At 63.0% G+C, this 18,521-nt stretch carries 14 protein-coding genes; 8 read left to right on the plus strand and 6 right to left on the minus strand.

Annotated elements, in window-relative coordinates:
- Positions 1–20: 20 nt before the first annotated feature.
- Positions 21–1,592 (minus strand): phytoene desaturase family protein, encoded by a 1,572-nt coding sequence (locus SM766_RS09165; RefSeq protein WP_368947586.1) that lies wholly within the window; start codon positions 1,590–1,592, stop codon positions 21–23.
- A 119-nt stretch (positions 1,593–1,711) separates the two neighbouring features.
- On the opposite strand from SM766_RS09165, the gene SM766_RS09170 reads away from it, so the two are divergent.
- The 6 genes from SM766_RS09170 to SM766_RS09195 all read left to right on the plus strand — a co-directional run bounded on the left by SM766_RS09170 (position 1,712) and on the right by SM766_RS09195 (position 9,440).
- Positions 1,712–2,503 carry a cyclase family protein gene (locus tag SM766_RS09170; RefSeq protein ID WP_065271831.1) on the plus strand — a complete coding sequence of 264 codons (792 nt, stop codon included), beginning with the start codon at positions 1,712–1,714 and terminating at the stop codon, positions 2,501–2,503.
- A 6-nt stretch (positions 2,504–2,509) separates the two neighbouring features.
- Complete coding sequence (locus tag SM766_RS09175) at positions 2,510–4,069, plus strand: phytoene desaturase family protein (protein WP_368947587.1); 1,560 nt, start codon at positions 2,510–2,512, stop codon at positions 4,067–4,069.
- Positions 4,066–4,572, plus strand: coding sequence for a MarR family winged helix-turn-helix transcriptional regulator (locus SM766_RS09180; protein ID WP_274829864.1), 507 nt, complete (start codon positions 4,066–4,068; stop codon positions 4,570–4,572). The genes SM766_RS09175 and SM766_RS09180 overlap by 4 nt, the downstream gene beginning before the upstream one ends.
- A 51-nt stretch (positions 4,573–4,623) precedes the next feature.
- On the plus strand, positions 4,624–6,786 hold the full coding sequence (locus SM766_RS09185; protein ID WP_368947588.1) for a thiamine pyrophosphate-dependent enzyme: 2,163 nt from the start codon (positions 4,624–4,626) through the stop codon (positions 6,784–6,786).
- Positions 6,786–8,330 carry an indolepyruvate oxidoreductase subunit beta family protein gene (locus SM766_RS09190; protein ID WP_368947589.1) on the plus strand — a complete coding sequence of 515 codons (1,545 nt, stop codon included), beginning with the start codon at positions 6,786–6,788 and terminating at the stop codon, positions 8,328–8,330. The genes SM766_RS09185 and SM766_RS09190 overlap by 1 nt, the downstream gene beginning before the upstream one ends.
- 264 nt (positions 8,331–8,594) lie before the next feature.
- A complete protein-coding gene (locus SM766_RS09195; protein ID WP_368947590.1) occupies positions 8,595–9,440 on the plus strand; it encodes an alpha-1,2-fucosyltransferase in 846 nt (281 codons plus the stop codon).
- Here the strand turns inward: SM766_RS09195 and SM766_RS09200 are convergent, their stop codons facing one another.
- The gene (locus SM766_RS09200; protein WP_368947591.1) at positions 9,441–10,094 is read right to left on the minus strand and encodes an RluA family pseudouridine synthase; all 654 of its coding nucleotides are present in this window, start codon (positions 10,092–10,094) and stop codon (positions 9,441–9,443) included.
- A 108-nt stretch (positions 10,095–10,202) separates the two neighbouring features.
- Here SM766_RS09200 and SM766_RS09205 point away from each other — a divergent pair, with 108 nt between their 5' ends.
- Together SM766_RS09205 and SM766_RS09210 are read left to right on the plus strand one after the other, a co-directional pair.
- Positions 10,203–10,613, plus strand: a complete 411-nt coding sequence (locus tag SM766_RS09205) for a nuclear transport factor 2 family protein (protein WP_368947592.1) — start codon at positions 10,203–10,205, stop codon at positions 10,611–10,613.
- A 38-nt stretch (positions 10,614–10,651) separates the two neighbouring features.
- Positions 10,652–11,368: an SGNH/GDSL hydrolase family protein gene (locus SM766_RS09210; RefSeq protein WP_368947593.1), complete on the plus strand. Its 717-nt coding sequence runs from the start codon at positions 10,652–10,654 to the stop codon at positions 11,366–11,368.
- Between the two features lies 1 nt (position 11,369).
- Here the strand turns inward: SM766_RS09210 and rarD are convergent, their stop codons facing one another.
- The 4 genes from rarD to SM766_RS09230 all read right to left on the minus strand — a co-directional run bounded on the left by rarD (position 11,370) and on the right by SM766_RS09230 (position 18,498).
- A complete protein-coding gene (gene rarD / locus SM766_RS09215; RefSeq protein ID WP_368947594.1) occupies positions 11,370–12,287 on the minus strand; it encodes an EamA family transporter RarD in 918 nt (305 codons plus the stop codon).
- Positions 12,288–12,441: 154 nt separating this feature from the next.
- Positions 12,442–14,892, minus strand: coding sequence for a GcvT family protein (locus tag SM766_RS09220; RefSeq protein WP_368947595.1), 2,451 nt, complete (start codon positions 14,890–14,892; stop codon positions 12,442–12,444).
- Positions 14,893–14,997: 105 nt separating this feature from the next.
- Positions 14,998–15,936 carry a GlxA family transcriptional regulator gene (locus SM766_RS09225; RefSeq protein ID WP_368947706.1) on the minus strand — a complete coding sequence of 313 codons (939 nt, stop codon included), beginning with the start codon at positions 15,934–15,936 and terminating at the stop codon, positions 14,998–15,000.
- A 114-nt stretch (positions 15,937–16,050) separates the two neighbouring features.
- A complete protein-coding gene (locus SM766_RS09230; RefSeq protein ID WP_368947596.1) occupies positions 16,051–18,498 on the minus strand; it encodes a GcvT family protein in 2,448 nt (815 codons plus the stop codon).
- Positions 18,499–18,521 lie beyond the last annotated feature (23 nt).

Consider the following 18,521-nt stretch of genomic DNA (forward strand, 5'->3'; position numbering starts at 1 on the left):
AGGCCGACATGTTGTTGTGATTAGGTGCCGGCCAGTTTTTGCCCGAGGAGGTATCCCGCCCCGGCTCCGGTTCCCGCTCCGGGCCAGACAGCCGCCCCGGTGTGATAAAGATCACGGATCGGGGTGGAGCCATCCGCAAACCCGCGCAGGGGCCGGAACATGAAATGCTGGTTGAGCTGGTGACCGCCACAGACCTGATCCCCGCCCACAAGGTTGGGGTTATCGGCCTCCAGCATGGTGGGCGTCACGATATGCTGGCCAAGGATCTTTGCCCTTGTACCGGGCGCATAGGTTTCAAGGATATCGAGCGCGCGCTCTGCCATGGGCTGCGCTGCCTCTGTCCAGTCGGTGGCGGTGATCTGCCCGGCGGCATCGCCCTTGATCTGACCGGGCACCATGCGCACCTGCAACCATAGAACATGTTTGCCCTCGGGCGCGCGACTGGGGTCGATGACGGTGGGCTGACCACAGACGATCACCGGCTCATCCGGCAACAGCCCCGCCTTGGCCTGCGCATAGGTGCGCGCCATCTGGTCAAGCTCGGGTGCCATATGCACATAGGCAAAGCGTTTCAGATCGTCCCCCGCCGCCCAGTCCGGCAGATCCTCCATCGCCAGATGGATCATCATGGTCCCCGGCGCGTGAGAAAATTTCTCCATCCCGCGATCATACCGTTTGTCGGCTGTGCCCCCGGTCAGCCGCAGCATCGCGGCAGGGGCGACATTGGCGATCACTGCCCGTTTTGCCTCGACTTTGGTGCCATCCGACAGCTCGATTCCCGTGGCGCGCCCGCCCGTATGCAGAATCCGCGATACCTCGGCGCCGCAGGTTACCGATCCGCCGCGCGCCTCGATCATGGCGATCATGGCCTTGATGATGCCATCGGCGCCGCCCTGCCCCAGTACCATGCCAAACGCCTGGTTCACCTGTCCTTCTAAGTAAGGAAACAGCGCACCGCCCGCGATGTCCGGGGCAAAATCCAGATGCATGCCCCAGGCCGCCAGAAGGGCACGGACCTTTGACGATTCGAATGTCTCTTCCAGCCAGCTGCGCGGCGAAGACGCCAGAAACTGCCCGAGATCCATCAGCCCGGCAGCGCCCATCTTGCGCCAGGACTTCCAGCCTAAAGATGCAAATGCACGTTTATTGATCGGACTGCCCAGCAAAGCGAACAAAGTTTCAGCACGCTCTGGAAACGCGGCGCTCAACGCCTCCCAGGCTTTTGCATCCGTGGCATTTTCAGCTGCGATTCGCGCCACATTGGCCGCCGCATCATTACCGATACCCAACCAAGTCTGATCCGGAAAAACCGAGGCAAAACAATCCGCCGCGGGGGCGAATCCAAGCCCGTGCCCGGCCAATTCCTCGGCATATTTCTGATGAAAGGCGGACCCTGCAAAGAGCGACATATTCATCGCGGCCCAGTCATGGCGAAAGCCCGGAAGCGTATATTCTCCGGTTTTTACTGCCCCGCCGGGCGTTTCGGCGCGCTCGTATACGGCCACACTCCAGCCCTTTGCCGCCAGATGCGCAGCACAGGCCAAAGAGTTGTGACCGCTTCCGATAATGACTGCGTCCGGCGCCGCTGACATGGGCAGATTCCTTTATCCTTTACATATTGATATTTGCAAATGCATGTAATTATGTCTAGCATGGATTTGTCATCGCAAAAAGCGGCACCTTCAGACCGCGCACAACACGGGAGGCGATAATGACCGCAACAACCGCATTGGACGGGCTTGGCGCCAAGCTTTTGACCGGGGAAATCGAAGTGGTGGACTGCACCGGGGTTCTGGGGCCGAACACTCCGATCCTGCAGCTGCCGGAAGATTTCGCGAAAAACACACCCAAGGTCGAAATCCACAAGATCAGCGAATACGACGAAGACGGCCCCTTCTTTGCCTGGAACTGGATGAAGCTGGGCGAACACACCGGCACCCACTTTGATGCACCGCATCACTGGATCACCGGCAAGGATTTCGAAGAAGGCTACACCGACACGCTGGACGTGCAGCGCCTGATCGCGCCGGTGAACGTGCTCGACTTCTCCAAGGAGTGCGGCGAAGATTCCGACTTCCTGCTGACCATCGACCACGTGAAGGCCTGGGAGGCCGAGCACGGCGAGATCAAGGCCGGTGAATGGGTCGTCCTGCGCAGCGACTGGGATCAATACGCCGACGACGAGGCCAAGTTCCTCAACGCCGATGAAACCGGACCGCATACTCCCGGACCGACCGCCGAGGTGATCCAGTATCTGGTCGACAAGGGCATCGTCGGCTGGGGCAGCCAGTGCATCGGCACCGACGCAGGCATGGCTGGCGGCATGACCCCGCCCTTCCCGGCGCACAACCTCTTGCATGCCAACAACCGCTTTGGCCTGGCCTCGCTTGCCAACCTGGACAAGCTGCCCGCAAAGGGCGCCATCCTGATTGCCGCCCCGCTGAAGATTCAGCGCGGCACCGGCAGCCCGATCCGCGCGCTGGCGCTGGTCCCCAAGGGATAAGAGCAGATGGCCGCCGCCCCTCACATCATCATCGGCACCGGGATCAATTCACTGGTCGCCGCAGCGCTGTTGTCCCGCAAGGGCAAACCGGTTCTGATGCTCGAACGCTCGGACCGCATCGGAGGCTGCCTGCGCACCGATGAGATCACGCTGCCCGGGTATTCCCATGATGTGATGGCGGCGACCTTCGTCCTGTTCCTCACCTCGCCCGCCTATGCAGAACTGGCGGGCGATCTGGCGGAACACGGGCTTGAGTTCTGTCACACGGACCGCCCCACGGCGGTCCTGCGCCCCGATGGCCGCGCCACCGTGCTAACCATGGACCGCGCCACCAATATCGCTGCCTTTGACGCGCTTAGCCCCGGCGACGGGGCGCAACATGGCCGCGATGTGGGCGGGATCGAGGCGGATGCCGAATTCCTTTTCGCCTTGCTGGGCGGACCGCTCTGGTCTGCTGGAACCGCGAAACTGCTGGCAAAACAGGCCTGGAAACGCGGCCTTAACGGGCTCAAATCCTGGGTCGGCGCAGCGCTGCAACCGGCACGCGGCTGGCTGGAGAGCTCTTATGACTCCGAAGACCTTCAGGCGCTTTGGGCACCCTGGGTGCTGCATTGCGGCCTCACCCCCGAAAGCACTTATTCCGGGCAGATGGGCCGCGTCATTGCCTTTGCGCTGGAGGCCGCCGGGGCGCCGGTGGTCAAAGGTGGCGCCGGGGCTGCCGCCGAAGCCTTTGAACGGCTGATCACCGCCAATGGCGGCGAGATTCGCACCGGCACTGATGTGACGCGTATCCTTACCGAAAATGGCCGCGCCACCGGCATCGAAACCGCCGACGGAGAGGTCATCCGCGGCGCCTCGGTCATCGCTTCGGTCACGCCGTCGCAACTCTATGGCCGCCTGCTGCCGCAGGAAACGGCGCCGGAGGCCGCGAAGAACTACCGCCATGGGCGTGGCAATTTCCAGCTGCACTATGCGCTGGATGCCGTCCCTGAATGGCTGAGCGAGGGGTTGGAAGACGTCGCCCTGATCCATCTTTCGGACGGGGTCGACAGCGTTTCGAAATCCGCCAACGAGGCCGAACGCGGCATGCTGCCGGAAACGCCCACGATCTGCGTGGGCCAGCCCCACCGCATGGATCCCAGCCGATGCCCCGATGGCAAGGCAATCCTGTGGCTGCAGATCCCCGACGCCCCCCGCGTTATCAAAGGCGACGCCGCAAAAGAGATCGACAGTGGACCCGAGTGGGATGAACCGACCCGCGAAGCCTTTGCCGACCGGATCGAGGCGATCCTGTCCCGCCACATCAAGGATTTCGACAAGATCAAACTGGCCCGCCGTGCCTATTCCCCTGCCGATCTTCAGGATCTGAACATGAACCTGGTGGGCGGCGATCCCTATGGCGGATCCTGCACGCTGGACCAGTTCTTTGTCTGGCGCCCCTTCCCGCAATCGGTCAATAACGCCACCGCAGTGAAGGACCTGCATCTGATTGGGGCCGCGACCCACCCCGGACCTGGTCTGGGCGGAGGGTCCGGCTACAACCTTGCAAAAAGGATGGGCGCATGAGCACGGACGACACCACCACGGCCACGGCAGACCAACAGGAAGCGGACACGCCGCTGCCCCGTCTGGGTGAAATCGGGCTGGAAAACTTCCCCCCCTACCTGATGAACCGCATCATGGGCCGCTACAACGCGTCCTTGCGCGAAGAGATGGCGGCGCTCGGCCTCAACACGGCCAAGATGCGCGCCCTCGCCGTGCTGTCGGTGCTCGACGGGCTGCTGATCCGTGAACTCGCCGTCTATGCGGTGGTCGAACAATCCACGCTCAGCCGGTCGCTGGACAAGCTGGAACAGGACGAGCTGATCATCCGCCGTCCCGACCCCGACGACAGCCGCGCCACCCGGATCTTCATGGCCCCCAAGGGCCGAGAGACGCAGGAAAAGCTCTGGCCGCATATCGCCGAAGCCTATGCCCAGATGTTCACCGGCATCAGCGCCGAGGAGCAGCGTCAGTTCGTGACCACCCTGCAAACCATCCTGCGCAACGTGCGCGTACACCAGATTTAACCTGACCGTCTTCCACGACGGTCCCCCAGAACGATATCCAAGGAGGCGCCAATGGCCGAAAGGTCGTTCAAGGCAGAAGTAGAGCACCTGCGCAAAGGTGCCGGGACCAGCTTTACCGGCGAAGGCATTCTGGCCATCACAAAGGCCCTGCTGGAAAACGGAGTCGGCTATGTCGGCGGTTATCAGGGCGCGCCGATCTCGCACCTGATGGACGTGCTGGCCGATGCCGAGGACCTGCTCGGCGAACTTGGCGTGCGCTACGAGGCAAACGCCTCCGAAGCGGCAGCGGCGGCGATGCTGGCAGCCTCGGTCCATTATCCCATCCGCGGCGCGGTCACCTTCAAGGGGTCAGTCGGGGTCAACGTGGCCTCGGATGCGCTGGCCAACCTCGCCTCCTCGGGCGTTACCGGCGGCGCTCTTGTGGTGGTGGGTGAGGATTACGGCGAAGGCTCCTCGATCATGCAGGAGCGGTCTTATGCCTTTGCGATGAAATCGCAGTTCTGGCTCTTGGACCCGCGCCCCAACCTGCCTTCCATCGTGAAATCTGTGGGCGATGGCTTTGGCCTGTCGGAGGCGTCGAACACGCCGGTGATGCTGATGGTGCGGATCCGATCCTGCCACGTGACCGGCACCTTTGAATGCCGCGACAACCAGCGGCCCGATCTGACCGTGCGCGATGCGCTGGCCAACCCGCAGCGGGATTTCTCCCGCGTTGTGCTGCCGCCGATGTCCTATCAGCATGAACACGACAAGATCGACAATCGCTGGCCCGCCGCCGAGAAATACATCCTCGACAATGGTCTGAACGAACGCTTTGGCCCGAAGGAAGGCAAGGTCGGGTTGATCTGCCTGGGCGGCATGTACAACAGCGTCATCCGCGCCCTGCAACGCCTTGGCCTTGCGGATCTGTCGGGCAACACCGACGTGCCGCTTTACGTGATGAACGTGACCTACCCGCTGGTGCAAAGCGACCTTCTGGATTTCTGCGAGGACAAGGACGCCGTCCTGATGATCGAGGAAGGCCAGCCCGAGTTCATCGAACAGCAGATTGGCGCCATGCTTTACAAGGCAGGCAGCAGCACCAAGCTTGAAGGCAAGGGCACCTTCCCCAAGGCAGGCGAATACACCGGCCAGGTGATGAAGGACGGCATCGACGATTTCCTGCGCACCTATGCCGCGCACCTGCTGCCCGGACAGGTTCTGGCCCCGAACGAGCCAGCACCCGAAATTCCCGACCTCAGCCGGACCGTACCGATCCGCCCGCCGGGGTTCTGCACCGGCTGCCCGGAACGCCCCATCTTTGCCTCGATGAAACTGGTGGAGCAGGAGCTGGGCAAGCATCAGATCTCGGCCGATATCGGCTGTCACCTGTTTGCAGCCTTGCCGCCCTTCGAAATCGGCGGGCAGACCATGGGCTATGGCCTTGGTCCGGCCTCCAACGCGGCCTTTGACGGCGGCGGCGAGAAACGCGCGATCTCGATCCTTGGCGACGGGGGCTTCTGGCACAACGGCCTCAGCTCTTCGATCGGCAACATGGTGTTCAATAAATCGGACAGCGTCGCGATCATCGTCGACAACTACTATTCCGCAGCGACTGGCGGGCAGGACATCCCATCCAGCCGCGCCAAGAACCCCAGCAAGGCGACCAACAACCCGATCACCAAGGCGCTGGAGGGTGCTGGCGTCAAATGGATCCGGCAGATCGACCGCACCTATGATGTCACCCAGATGCGCGCCACCATCCGCGAGGCGCTGACCACCGATTACGATGGGCCAAAGGTGATCGTGGCCTCCTCGGAATGCATGCTGAACCGGCAGCGGCGGGAGAAACCCCAGCGCAATGCCGCGATCAAGGACGGTACCCGCGTCGAGGTGCCCCGCTTTGGCGTTGATGAGGATATCTGCACCGGCGATCACGCCTGTATCCGCCTGTCCGGCTGCCCCTCACTGTCGCTGAAGAAACTGGACGACCCGCTGCGCGACGATCCTGTCGCCCATATCGACCAGACCTGCGTCGGCTGCGGCAACTGCGGCGAGGTCGCTGATGCTGCGATCCTCTGCCCGTCCTTCTACGAGGCCCGCGTGGTGCACAACCCGACCGGTTTTGAACGCTGGACCGCAGGATTGCGCAACCGGATGATCTCCTGGCTGCAGAACCGCCGCGCAGCGCGACGCCTGACCTTTTCCACCGACCTGAGCGAAGGAGCCGCGTGATGTCCATCGAACTGCCAATCGCATCTGGCGGAGGCGCCACCCATCTGGACGGCGTCATCAAGGTCGCGATCCTTGCCGTGGGCGGACAGGGCGGCGGCGTCCTGACCAACTGGATCGAATCCCTGGCCCGCGCCGAAGGCTATTCCGCGCAGGCGACCAGCGTCGCGGGCGTGGCGCAGCGTACCGGCGCCACCATCTATTACATCGAAATGGCGCCTGCATCGGTGCCAACGCCTGTCTTCTCCCTCGCACCGGCGCAGGGCGACATCGACGTGATGATTGCCGCCGAAATGATGGAAGCCGGGCGCGCCATCATGCGCGGCTTTGTCACCCCGGATCGTACCACTCTGATCGCATCGACCCACCGGGCGCTGGCAGTCTCTGAGAAAATGGTGCCGGGTGACGGCATGGCCGATGCCGCCGAAGTGCGCGCCGCCGCCGAAACCGCCGCGCGGCAGCTGGTCATGGCCGATATGGAGCAGGCCGCTGTCGGTGTCGGCTCAGTGATCTCCGCGTCGCTGTTCGGTGCACTGGCCGGATCCGGCGCCCTGCCGTTCAAACGCGCTGCCTTCGAGGACGCAATCCGGGCCGGGGGCAAGGGCGTCGAGGCTAGCCTGCGTGCCTTTGCCGCCGGATATGATCTGGCCCAGGGCGGGAAAGAGGCCCCGGCTGCAGCCGCCTCCACCCCCGCCGAAGCGCCGAAACCGGCGGGATCCTCTGGAAAGCTACGGGCCTATGGCGCGCTGTTGGACCGGATCAACGCACTGCCAGCTGCGGTGCAGAAACTGGCGCTGCCGGGCCTGCGCAAGGTGGTGGATTTTCAGGACATCGCCTATGGCGCCGAATATCTGGACCGGCTCGAAGGCATCCTGGGCCGCGACAGCGCGGACCGGGGGTATGTGCTGTCGCGCGAGGCCGCGAAATACATCGCCAATGCCATGGCCTATGACGATGTGATCCGGGTGGCGGATCTGAAAACCCGCGCCAGCCGGTTCGACCGGATCGAAGATCAGGTTGGCAGTGCTGACAAGCTGATGACCCTAACCGATTATCTACACCCGCGCGCCGAAGAGATCGCAGGTTTGCTGCCTGCGGGGCTTGGCGCCCGGATCGAGGCCAGCCCGGTCTGGATGAAACGTCTCGACCGGCTGTTCAACAAGGGCCGCCGCATCCGCACCGACCGCTTCCGTGGCTTTGCCCTGCTTTATGTGATGGGCGGCCTGCGCGGCTGGCGCCGCAAGAGCCGCCGCCACGCGCTGGAACAGGCGCATCTGGACGACTGGTTGAACCGCGCGATCAGCTATCTGCCCAGCAGCTATGACATGGCGGTGGAAGTGCTGCGCTGTCGGCGCCTGATCAAGGGCTATTCCGACACCCACACACGGGGCCTGTCGAAATTCGACCGGGTTCTGGACGGCGCGCGACTGGTCGAAACCCGCGACGACGGTCCCGAATGGGTCGCCCGCCTGCGCGAAGCGGCCCTGCAGGACGAAAAGGGCGAGGCTCTGGACGGCGCGCTGAAGACCATCCAAAGCTTTATCTGACCTCTTAAAGACAGAACCTCCCGCGCCCGAAGGATGCCGTGGCCGTGCCACGACACCCTTTGCGGCCTTGGGCCCGGCGCCGCGCAAGGCGCGGCGCCGGGCCCAACAGAAGGCAGCCTTTCGCCAGAAAGGCAACCGACGGGCGGGAGGACGCCGCATCGCCGACCCCGCATCGGATCATCCTACCCCTATCGACCTTCCAATGTGGCTGCGGCACCGATATGCAGGGAGCAACAGATCCCCTTGCAAGGACAGACAGCCGCGATGATCACCGCCCGCCTGCACGGCCGCCTTGGCAATCAGATGTTTCAATACGCCGCCGCCCGCGCGCTGGCCGAGCGCCTTGGCGTGGCTGTCGCTCTCGATAGCCGCGAAGCGGTGCGGCGCGGCGAAGGCGTGCTGACCCGGGTCTTTGATCTCGATCTGACCGACCCCGCACCACTGCCGCCGCTGAAAAAGGAAGCACCGCTGCGCTATGCCCTGTGGCGCGCCTTTGGCTCCGCTCCAACTTTCCGGCGCGAACGCGGCCTTGGCTACAACGCCGATTTTGCGACCTGGGGCGATGACAGCTATCTGCATGGCTACTGGCAAAGCGAGAAATACTTTGCCGCGATCGCCGACCGCATCCAGGCCGATTTCAGCTTCCCGGAGTTCACCAACACGCAGAACGCCGACATGGCCGCCCGTATCCAAGGTAGCAATGCCATCTCACTGCACGTGCGGCGCGGTGATTACGTGGCGCTTGCCGCCCATGTGCTTTGCGATCAGGCCTATTACGAAGCCGCCCTCGCCCGCGTTCTGGAGGGGCTGGAGGGTACGCCAACCGTCTTTGTCTTCTCCGACGATCCGGACTGGGCCAAGGAAAACCTGCCCCTGCCCTGCGAAAAGGTGGTGGTGGATTTCAACGGCCCGGACACCGATTTCGAGGACATGCGGCTGATGACCCTGTGCCAGCACAATATCATCGCCAACAGTTCATTTTCCTGGTGGGCGGCCTGGCTGAACCAGAACCCGGAGAAACGCGTCACCGGTCCGGCGCAGTGGTTCGGAGATCCGAAACTCCACAACCCCGATATCCTGCCGGATAGCTGGCACCGGATCGACGCCTGATCAGAAGGGCGCCTTGGCCCGGAACTTCATCGACTGCTCGCTGTCGGGGTGTTTGATCCGCAGCTCTTCGGAATGCAGCATCATGCGGGGGAAATCCCGCGCCGCGCCTTCGGCATACAGCGGATCGCCCAGAATGGCGTGCCCCAGCGACAGCATATGCACCCGCAACTGGTGCGACCGGCCCGTCTTGGGCGTCAGCCGCACACGAGTCTCCCCGTCGCCGTATTTCATCACCCGCCAGTCGGTCACCGCAGGTTTACCCGTCTCATGGCAGACCATCTGGCGCGGACGGTTCGGCCAGTCGACGATCAACGGCAGATCCACCGTGCCCGCCTTCGGCTCCAGCCGCCCGGTGACGCGGGCCACATAGACCTTGCGCGTGCTGCGTTTCTCGAACTGCATTGACAGGTGCCGCTGCGCATGGGGCGTCAGCGCAAAGACCATCACCCCCGAGGTATCGCGGTCCAGCCGATGCACAAGCAGCGCCTCGGGAAAGGCAAGCTGCACCCGCGCCAACAGGCAATCGGCGAGATGTTCACCCCGGCCCGGCACGCTCAGCAATCCCGCAGGTTTGTTCACCGCAAGGATCTGCGCATCATGATGCAGGATCTCCAGCGGGTCCTGCGGCGGGGTGTAATCGCTCGATACCGTCATGGCCGCCTGCCTACTGCCTTGCTGCCGCCGGAGCAAGTTCCCGCCACGTCCGTCTTGCCCGGCCCACCGCCGCAAGGGCAGGATCGCATCAACAAAGGGAGAGAGACCATGCATCCAACCATCACCCGCATGCAGGAGGTCGTCGCCAAGGGCGATGAGACGCTGATCGCAGAGCTTCTGTCCGAAGACGTGAAATTCCTGCCCCCCACCTATTGGAAAACCTGGACCGGCCGCGCGCCGGTGGCGGCGGTGCTGGGCCATGTGGGGCAAGTGTTCTCGGACTTCCGCTATCGCAGGATCATGGGAGAGGGCAACGACTGGGCGCTGGAGTTCCAGTGCAAGATCGGCGAATTCGACGCCGTGGGCGTAGATCTGATCACTCTGGGTGATGACGGGCTGATCGAGACCTTCGAGGTGGTCATGCGCCCCTATAAATCCGTCGGCGCCCTGCGCGATGCGATGAATGCACGGGTTCAGACCGATGCGCGCTTCCTGAAATTCCGTGAGGCACTCAGCTGAAATCCCCGATATTAGAGCCACATATTGGCAGATAACCCATGATCGCAGCCGACCAGATCCTGCGCCTGCCGCTGCTCCCGCTGTTGATTGCGCAGGGGCTGCGCGTCCGGCGCAAGGCGTTGCGGCTGCCAGAGCCAGAGGGGGACCGACAGGGAACTGCGGGATCCGGTGCGCCGCTGCGGCTGCTGATTGCGGGGGACAGTTCCGCCGCCGGTGTGGGCGCTGCGCATCAGGAGCAGGCGCTTACCGGTCAACTGGTGCAGCGGCTGGCGCCCCGGTGGCAGGTTCACTGGCGCCTTGAGGCCACCACCGGGCATCGCACGGCAGATACGTTGCAGCGCCTGAAGGCCCTGCCCGCGCAGCCCTTTGACGTAGTGGTTCTGGCGCTGGGGGTGAACGATGTGACCGGAGCCGTCCCGCAGGGGCGGTTTGAACGGCAGCAGCGCGATCTGGCGCGGCTTTTAACGGATTGCTTTGGCGTGCAAAGAACCCTCGTCTGCGGGGTGCCACAGATGGAGCATTTCCCCGCCCTGCCGCAGCCGCTTGCCTGGGCGCTGGGGTGTCAGGCACGGCGGTTGGATCGCAGGCTTGCAGACCTCTCCGGGCAGATCGACGGGTTTCACCATCTGCCGTTTGAATTGCCCAGTGACCCGGCGCTGGCCGCCGAGGATGGCTATCACCCGAACCCGCACGCCTATGCGCTTTGGGCGGAACGGCTGGCGAAAGAGATCGGAAACCCCTTGATCAGAACCTGATTCAGGTGACCTTCTGCACCTTCGGCTTGCGCCGCATCTGACGGATCAGGGGAATGGAATAGATCACCAGCGCCGCCCAGATCATCGGGAAGGCGATCATGCGGGCGTGGCCGAACTCCTCACCAAAGACAAAGACGGCGACCAGAAAGATCAGCGTCGGCGCGATATATTGCAGGATACCGATGGTCGATAGCCGCAGCAGCTTGGCACCATTGGCGTAGATGATCAGCGGCACCGCCGTCACCACGCCGCACCCCATCAGCAGCAGGCTTTGCCCCCAGCTGATGCCAAAGCTGCCCGTGCCTGTGGCGGTCAGATAGGACAGATAGGCCAGCGCGGGTACCGACAGGATCAGGACCTCCAGAAGGAACCCCTGATTGGGGCCGACCGGCAACCATTTCTTGAAGAAGGCATAAAACCCCCAGCTGAACGTCAGACCGACCGCAGCCCAGGGCAGGCTGCCGGTTTCCACGGTCAGAACCACAACCGCGGCCGCCGCCAAGGCGATCGCCAACATCTGAGTGCGACTCGGCCGCTCCCCCAACAAAAGGGCGCCCAATGCGACACTAAACAAGGGGTTTATGTAATATCCAAGTGCTGCATCCAGCGCGTGATCGGTGGCGATGGACCAGACATAGATGCCCCAGTTCACCGAAATCAGTACCGCCGTGATGCAGGCCATCAGCAGGGTGCGCGGGCTGCGCAGGGCCGCGCGCAGATCGCCGGTGCGGCGCAGAACGATCAGCAGCGCCCCCGCCAAAGGCACCGACCAGATCACCCGATGGGCCACCACCTCGGCCGCGGGGATGTGCGACACCGCCTTCATGTAGAGCGGCAGGAACCCCCACAGCAGATAGGCCGTAACGGCAAAGGCCAACCCCTGAGGGGTGTCGACGTTCTCGCGCGTATGGGTGGTCATGGCAGCTCTCCTACGCGGCCTTTATGGCAGCTTTGCAGGCGAAGGGAATGCCCAAAACGCACAGGAATTGATCACGAAACAGATCACGCCGCACCATCACCTGCATGGCTCGTCAGACCGGAATATGACAAATTAGCCCATATTAGAGCCTGATTCAGACCTTCACCCGCTCCGATTTCGGGTCATACATCGGCTTTAAAGAAGCCTCTGCCTGCACCCGTGTCCCCATCACGTCGATCTCGTAAGAAGAGGCCAGAACCTCGGCAGCGCTTTCCCCTTCACTGGGCACATAGCCCATGCCGATGGCAGCACCCAACGTATGACCATAGGCACCCGAAGAGAGATAGCCGACGATCTCTCCATCGCGCAGCAGGGGTTCGTTGTGATAAAGCAGCGGTTCAGGGTCAGTCAGACGGAATTGCAGCATCCGGGCCTTTGGGCCGCTCTCCTTGCGCGCGGCAACGGCCGCCTTGCCGATAAAATCGGGTTTGTTCAGGTCTACTGCGAATCCCAGCCCCGCGTCGATCACGTGATCCTCGCAGGTGATGTCATGGCCGAAGTGGCGAAAGCCCTTCTCGATCCGGCAGCTGTCCATCATATGCATGCCGCAGAGCTTCAGATCCATGTCCCGCCCGGCATCCTGCAACACCTCGAAAACGTGCCCTGCCATATCGGACGAAACATAGATCTCCCAGCCGAGTTCACCGACATAGGACACCCGATGCGCGCGGGCCAGCCCCATGCCGATCTCGATCTCCTGCGCGGTGCCAAAAGGGTTCACCGAGTTGGTGAAATCATTGGGAGAGACCTTCTGCAGCAACTCGCGCGAGCGTGGCCCCATGACCGCCAGGACGCCCTCCCCTGCGGTCACATCGGTAATGGTCACGCGGTAATCCCCGACCAGCCGCCGCATGCGGGTCTCATCCGCCAGCCGGGTCAGGGCAGGCGTCACAACCAAGTATACAGTTTCTGACAGGCGTGTGACTGTCACATCCGCCTCGATCCCGCCACGCGCGTTCAGGAACTGGGTATAGACGATCTTGCCCACCGGCACCGACATATTTGCCCCGCAGATTTGGTTCAGGAAGACCTCGGCATCCGGCCCTTCCACACGGATTTTCCCGAAGGAGGACATATCGTACATGCCAACGTTTTCGCGCACCGCACGGTGTTCAGCGGCGGAGTTCTGGAACCAGTTCTGCCGCTTCCAGCTATAGCGGTATTCCCGTTCCTGCCCCGCCTCGGCAAACCAGTTGGCGCGCTCCCAGCCCGCCAGTTCGCCAAAGACCGCGCCCGCCTCGGCAAGCTGGTAATGGAAGGGAGACCGCCGCACCCCGCGCGCGGTTGCCTTTTGCCGGTAGGGGAAGTGATCGGCATAAAGCAGGCCCAGCGTTTCCTTGGAGCGTTCGAACAGGTAGTGTTTGTTGCCCTGAAAGGGATGCATGCGGGTGATATCCACATCGCCCAGGTCAAAGGGCTTTTCGCCATCCTGCATCCATTGCGCCAGCGCCATGCCCGCGCCACCCGCCGACTGGATCCCGATCGAATTGAACCCCGCAGCGACCCAGACGTTGTCCATCTCGGGCGCCAGTCCCAGGTGATAGGCATCGTCGGGCGTAAAGCTTTCGGGCCCGTTGAAGAAGGTATGAATCCCGGCATCGGCCAGCATCGGCATCCGGTTGCAGGCGGCCTCCAGGATGGGCTCGAAGTGATCGAAATCCTCGGGCAGCTGGTCGAATTCGAAACTGTCGGGAATGCCCTTCATCCCCCAGGGTTTCGCCTTGGGTTCAAAGGCGCCCAGCATGATCTTGCCCGCGTCTTCCTTGTAATAGGCGCATTCATCCGGCACCCGCAGCACCGGCATCTGGCTGAGCCCCTGGATCGTTTCCGAGACGATGTAGAAATGCTCGCAGGCATGCAGCGGTACGTTGACGCCCGCCATACGGCCCACCTCATGCCCCCACATGCCAGCGCAGTTCACCACCATGTCACAAGCGATATGCCCTGTATCAGAGCCTGAATCGGAGACCCAATCGACCCCCGTCACCCGGCGTCCTTCGCGGGCAATGCCGGTGACCTTGATCCTCTCCTTGACCAGCGCACCGCGCTGGCGGGCACCCTTGGCCAGGGCGAGCGCGATATTCCCCGGATCCGCCTGACCGTCGGTCGGCAGCCAGACACCGCCGGTGACGCCATCGAGGTTGATATGGTCGTAGCGCGCTTTCACTTCGGTCGGGGAGAGCTCCTCGACCGGCACGCCAAAGGCACGCGCCATGGCGGCATTTCGGTACAGCTCCTCCAGCCGTTCATCGGTCAGCGCGACCGAGACCGAACCCACCTGCCGCATACCGGTGGCAACGCCGGTTTCTTCCTCCAGCCCGAGGTACAGATCGGCGGAATAGCGCGCCAGCTTCGTCATGTTGGAGGATGCCCGCAACTGCCCGATCAGCCCGGCCGCATGCCATGTGGTGCCAGAGGTCAGCTGTTTGCGCTCCAGCAGGACCACATCCTGCCAGCCGAGTTTCGTCAGGTGATAGGCCACCGAACAGCCCACCACGCCGCCGCCGATGATGACCACGCGGGCCGACTTTGGAAGATCGCTCATCTCATGCTCTCCGAACCGATTTACGGATCAGAGTGGCACAGACTTGCGTCAGAAAATGCATCAAAAACGTCAAACGCGGGAATGTCTTATCCCCGACCCGTTTTTTCAAACCGGCGTTGGCGCCCCAGAATGCGCACTGTGGACGGTTTCAGACACCGGGCGGGTGCGGCGCTGTTTGCGCAGGGCAAAGGGGGTGATTCCAAAGACGGATTTGTAGAGCGAGGAAAACCCGTTGGGAAATCCGCAGGCCAAGCCGATCTCACGCACGCTGAGCGTGGTGTTCAGCAGCAGGTTGTTCGCCTTGCTGAGCCGCATTTCCCGGTAGAACCCGTTTGGCGTGGTGCCGAAAAACGTCCGGAACTTGCGCTCTAGCGAGCGGTTGGACAGGCCCAGTTCGGTGACGATACTGCGGATCGGCATCGGCTCTTCGATATTGGCCTGCATCAGGCGGATGCAATCGTCCAGATCCCGGTCGCCTGACGTGGTCGGCGCATGACCCGCAAAGGGTTGCAGCGAGGCAAAATCGCGGATGTGGTCGTGCAGCAGGATATTGGCCACCGTGACCTGCGCCGCCGCCGAGGTCAGCTGCCCAACAAGGGCCAGAACCACATCGGTGGTGGCGCCCATGCCGGCACAGGTCACCACCAGACCATCCTGACGGGCCAACGCATGGGCACCAAGATCCAGCCCAAGCTGTTCACGCAGCAGGTCCGAGTTCTCCCAATGGGTGGTATGCGCCCCTGCTCCTCCGGACTGGCTGCGGATATGGCGGGCGGCGGCCTCGGCCAGCAGATAGACCTGCGCGCCGCGGCTGGTGTAGCTTTGGATCACCCGGCCCAGCGACAGGCCCGGATGTGCCGGATCGGAATTGCCAAGGACAAAGGCAAAATCGGCCTCTGGCTTTGCGGCGAAACACTGGGTGTCAACGCTCAACCCCGAGCGGCAGCTGATCTGCCCGCCAGAGGCAGAGCGCACCGTCCAGTCGAACAGAGGGCGCGCCAGCACCCGATTGGTAATGCGCAGCGTGTCGGTGACTGCGGCCATTTCCGTCAGTACGAACCCATCGCAGACGAGAATGTCGAAATGCCAGCCTTGCGAGGCCTCTTTCAGATCCGAACCCTTCTGATCCACTCCGTGTACCCTCATTCAAACAGGACGTTAGGCCCGCAGGCGCGCGTTTTCCGGATCCCAGAGCGGTTCATCCTTCTGGACCACGGCCCGGTGCATTTGTCCGTAGATCTCCACCTCCAACTCGGTGCCGGGCGTGGCTAGATCACTGCGCACCATGCCCAGCGCGATCGAGGCTCCGACACGGTATCCCCAATCGCCCGAGGTGGTCTCGCCCACGATCTCGCCATCCTTCCAGATGCAGGACATGTAGGGCGCGTCCGCCTCACCCGCCTCGACAATCAGAGTGACAAACCGTTTGGCCGGGCCATCCTGCGCCTCTGCCGCCAGTACCGCCTTGCCGGGGAAATCATGCGGCTTGTTCAGTCGAATGAACCGGTCGAGGCCCCCTTCGATGACCGAATAATCGGTGGACAGGTCGCCCTTCCACGCGCGGTACCCCTTCTCGATCCGCAGGGAATTCAACGCGTACATGCCAAAGGGTTTCGCGCCTGCCTCCAGAACCGCCTCATAAAGCGCGGGAATATCATCTGGCGCGGCGTGGATTTCCCAGCCCAACTCCCCGGCAAAGGACACCCGCGCCAACCCGCAGTCGCGCCCGGAAACCCGCGCGCTCTGCACTGAAAGCCACGGCAGCGACAGATCCGCCTCGGTCCCGATGACGGTGAAGATCTCGCGCGCGGCGGGGCCAGTGACGATCAGGGTCGAGAAATCTTTCGTCCGGTCGCTGAGGGTGATCCATTCCGGCAGGTCATGGGCGAGCACATCGTAATCATGCCATTGCGCCGTGGCGGCGGTGATCAGCATATAGTGATCCTCGCCATGCCACATCACGCTCATCTCGGTCAGGATACGGCCGCGTGTATCGGTGAAATAGGCCAGCCCCATGCGCCCCGGTCCGGGCAGGCCGCCGGGGATCTTGCCGAGCAGCCAGTCGCGCGCGCCGGGACCCTTGACCTCGAACCGGGAAAATCCGGGCAGATCGAGCACACCACAATGATCGCGCACCGCCTCGCATTCCTCGCGGATGCGCGCCTCCCAGGGACCGGAACGGCCCCAGGTGCGTGTCGCCTCCTCGGAGGTGTCATCGTCGTCTTTCGCGAACCAGTTGGCACGCTCCCAGCCGTTATAGGCGCCCATCTGACCGCCCAGCGCCTTGACCCGCTCATGAACCGGCGACAGTTTCCGGTCGCGTCCGGCAGGCCATTCGTGGCGGGGGAAGTGCATGGCGTATTCGTGGCCGTAGACCTCCATGCCCTTGTCGACGCAGTACTGATGGTCGGTGTAATCGGTGTAGCGGCGCGGATCACAGGACCACATGTCCCATTCGGTCTGCCCATCGACAATCCATTCCGCCAGCACCTTGCCCGCGCCGCCGCCCTGCGCGATGCCAAAGGTAAAGACGCAGGCCTCAAAGGCGTTCTTCACGCCCGGCATGGGGCCAAGCAGCGGCAGCCCGTCGGGTGCATAGGGGATCGGCCCGTTGATTACACGGGACACGCCCGAGGTCGCCAGCGCAGGCACCCGCTCCATGGCGTCGGTGACGATTTCCTCGATCCGGTCCAGATCGTCGTTCCACAGCTGGAAGGAGAAATCCTCGGGCATGGGATCGGCGTCGGTATCCCAATGGGCGCGGCAGTTCGGCTCGTAGGGTCCAAGGTTGAAACCATGTTTTTCCTGCCGCAGGTAGTAGGACACATCCACATCGCGCAGGAGCGGCAGTTTCTTACCGGTCTCCTTGGTATGGGCCTCGATCTCGGGGATTTCCTCGGACAGGAGGTACTGGTGGCTCATCACCATCATCGGCACGGTGCGCCCGCCGTAGGGTTTGAACCATTCCCCCACCCGCTGCGCGTAATATCCGGCGGCGTTGACCACGTAATCGCAGGCGATATCGCCCTTGTCGGTGTGAACAATCCAGCCATCGTCTGTTTGCGTGACGCCTGTCGCCGGGCAGAAACGCAGGATCTTGGCGCCCAGATCACGCGCGCCCTTGGCCAGGGCCTGCGTCACCTGCGCCGGGTCGATGTCGCCGTCATTGGGATCATAAAGCGCCCCGGCCAGATCATGCGTTTCCAGGAAGGGATAGCGCGCCTTGGCCTCTTCCGGGGTCAGGATCTCCATCCCCATCCCCTGATAGCGGCCCATGGCGGCAGCACGCTCGAACTCCTGCATACGCTCCTTCGTATGCGCCAGACGGATTGATCCGGTCTGGTGGTAGTTCATCGGATAATCGACCTCATCGCCCAGACGTGCGTACAACTCGGTCGAGTAGCGCTGCATGTTCATGATCGACCAGGAGGTCGAAAAGGTCGGCACATTGCCCGCCGCGTGCCAGGTCGATCCCGCGGTCAGCTCATTCTTTTCCAGCAGCACGCAATCGCTCCAGCCGCGTTTGGCCAGATGATACAGGGACGAGCAGCCGACAACGCCGCCGCCAATGATGACCACGCGGGCCTTTGATGGAAAATCAGACATATCCGCTCCCTGTTGCTGCGGGT

The organism is Pseudophaeobacter sp. A-200-2, from assembly GCF_041008815.1.
In the GTDB taxonomy this organism is placed as follows: Bacteria; Pseudomonadota; Alphaproteobacteria; order Rhodobacterales; family Rhodobacteraceae; genus Phycobacter; species Phycobacter gallaeciensis_A.

Excerpts from the sequence above, each read along its gene's own strand:
- SM766_RS09165 (WP_368947586.1), bottom strand. The coding sequence starts at position 1,592 with ATGTCAGCGGCGCCGGACGCAGTCATTATCGGAAGCGGTCACAACTCT.
- SM766_RS09170 (WP_065271831.1), top strand. The coding sequence starts at position 1,712 with ATGACCGCAACAACCGCATTGGACGGGCTTGGCGCCAAGCTTTTGACC.
- SM766_RS09175 (WP_368947587.1), top strand. The coding sequence starts at position 2,510 with ATGGCCGCCGCCCCTCACATCATCATCGGCACCGGGATCAATTCACTG.
- SM766_RS09180 (WP_274829864.1), top strand. The coding sequence starts at position 4,066 with ATGAGCACGGACGACACCACCACGGCCACGGCAGACCAACAGGAAGCG.
- SM766_RS09185 (WP_368947588.1), top strand. The coding sequence starts at position 4,624 with ATGGCCGAAAGGTCGTTCAAGGCAGAAGTAGAGCACCTGCGCAAAGGT.
- SM766_RS09190 (WP_368947589.1), top strand. The coding sequence starts at position 6,786 with ATGTCCATCGAACTGCCAATCGCATCTGGCGGAGGCGCCACCCATCTG.
- SM766_RS09195 (WP_368947590.1), top strand. The coding sequence starts at position 8,595 with ATGATCACCGCCCGCCTGCACGGCCGCCTTGGCAATCAGATGTTTCAA.
- SM766_RS09200 (WP_368947591.1), bottom strand. The coding sequence starts at position 10,094 with ATGACGGTATCGAGCGATTACACCCCGCCGCAGGACCCGCTGGAGATC.
- SM766_RS09205 (WP_368947592.1), top strand. The coding sequence starts at position 10,203 with ATGCATCCAACCATCACCCGCATGCAGGAGGTCGTCGCCAAGGGCGAT.
- SM766_RS09210 (WP_368947593.1), top strand. The coding sequence starts at position 10,652 with ATGATCGCAGCCGACCAGATCCTGCGCCTGCCGCTGCTCCCGCTGTTG.
- rarD (WP_368947594.1), bottom strand. The coding sequence starts at position 12,287 with ATGACCACCCATACGCGCGAGAACGTCGACACCCCTCAGGGGTTGGCC.
- SM766_RS09220 (WP_368947595.1), bottom strand. The coding sequence starts at position 14,892 with ATGAGCGATCTTCCAAAGTCGGCCCGCGTGGTCATCATCGGCGGCGGC.
- SM766_RS09225 (WP_368947706.1), bottom strand. The coding sequence starts at position 15,936 with ATGGCCGCAGTCACCGACACGCTGCGCATTACCAATCGGGTGCTGGCG.
- SM766_RS09230 (WP_368947596.1), bottom strand. The coding sequence starts at position 18,498 with ATGTCTGATTTTCCATCAAAGGCCCGCGTGGTCATCATTGGCGGCGGC.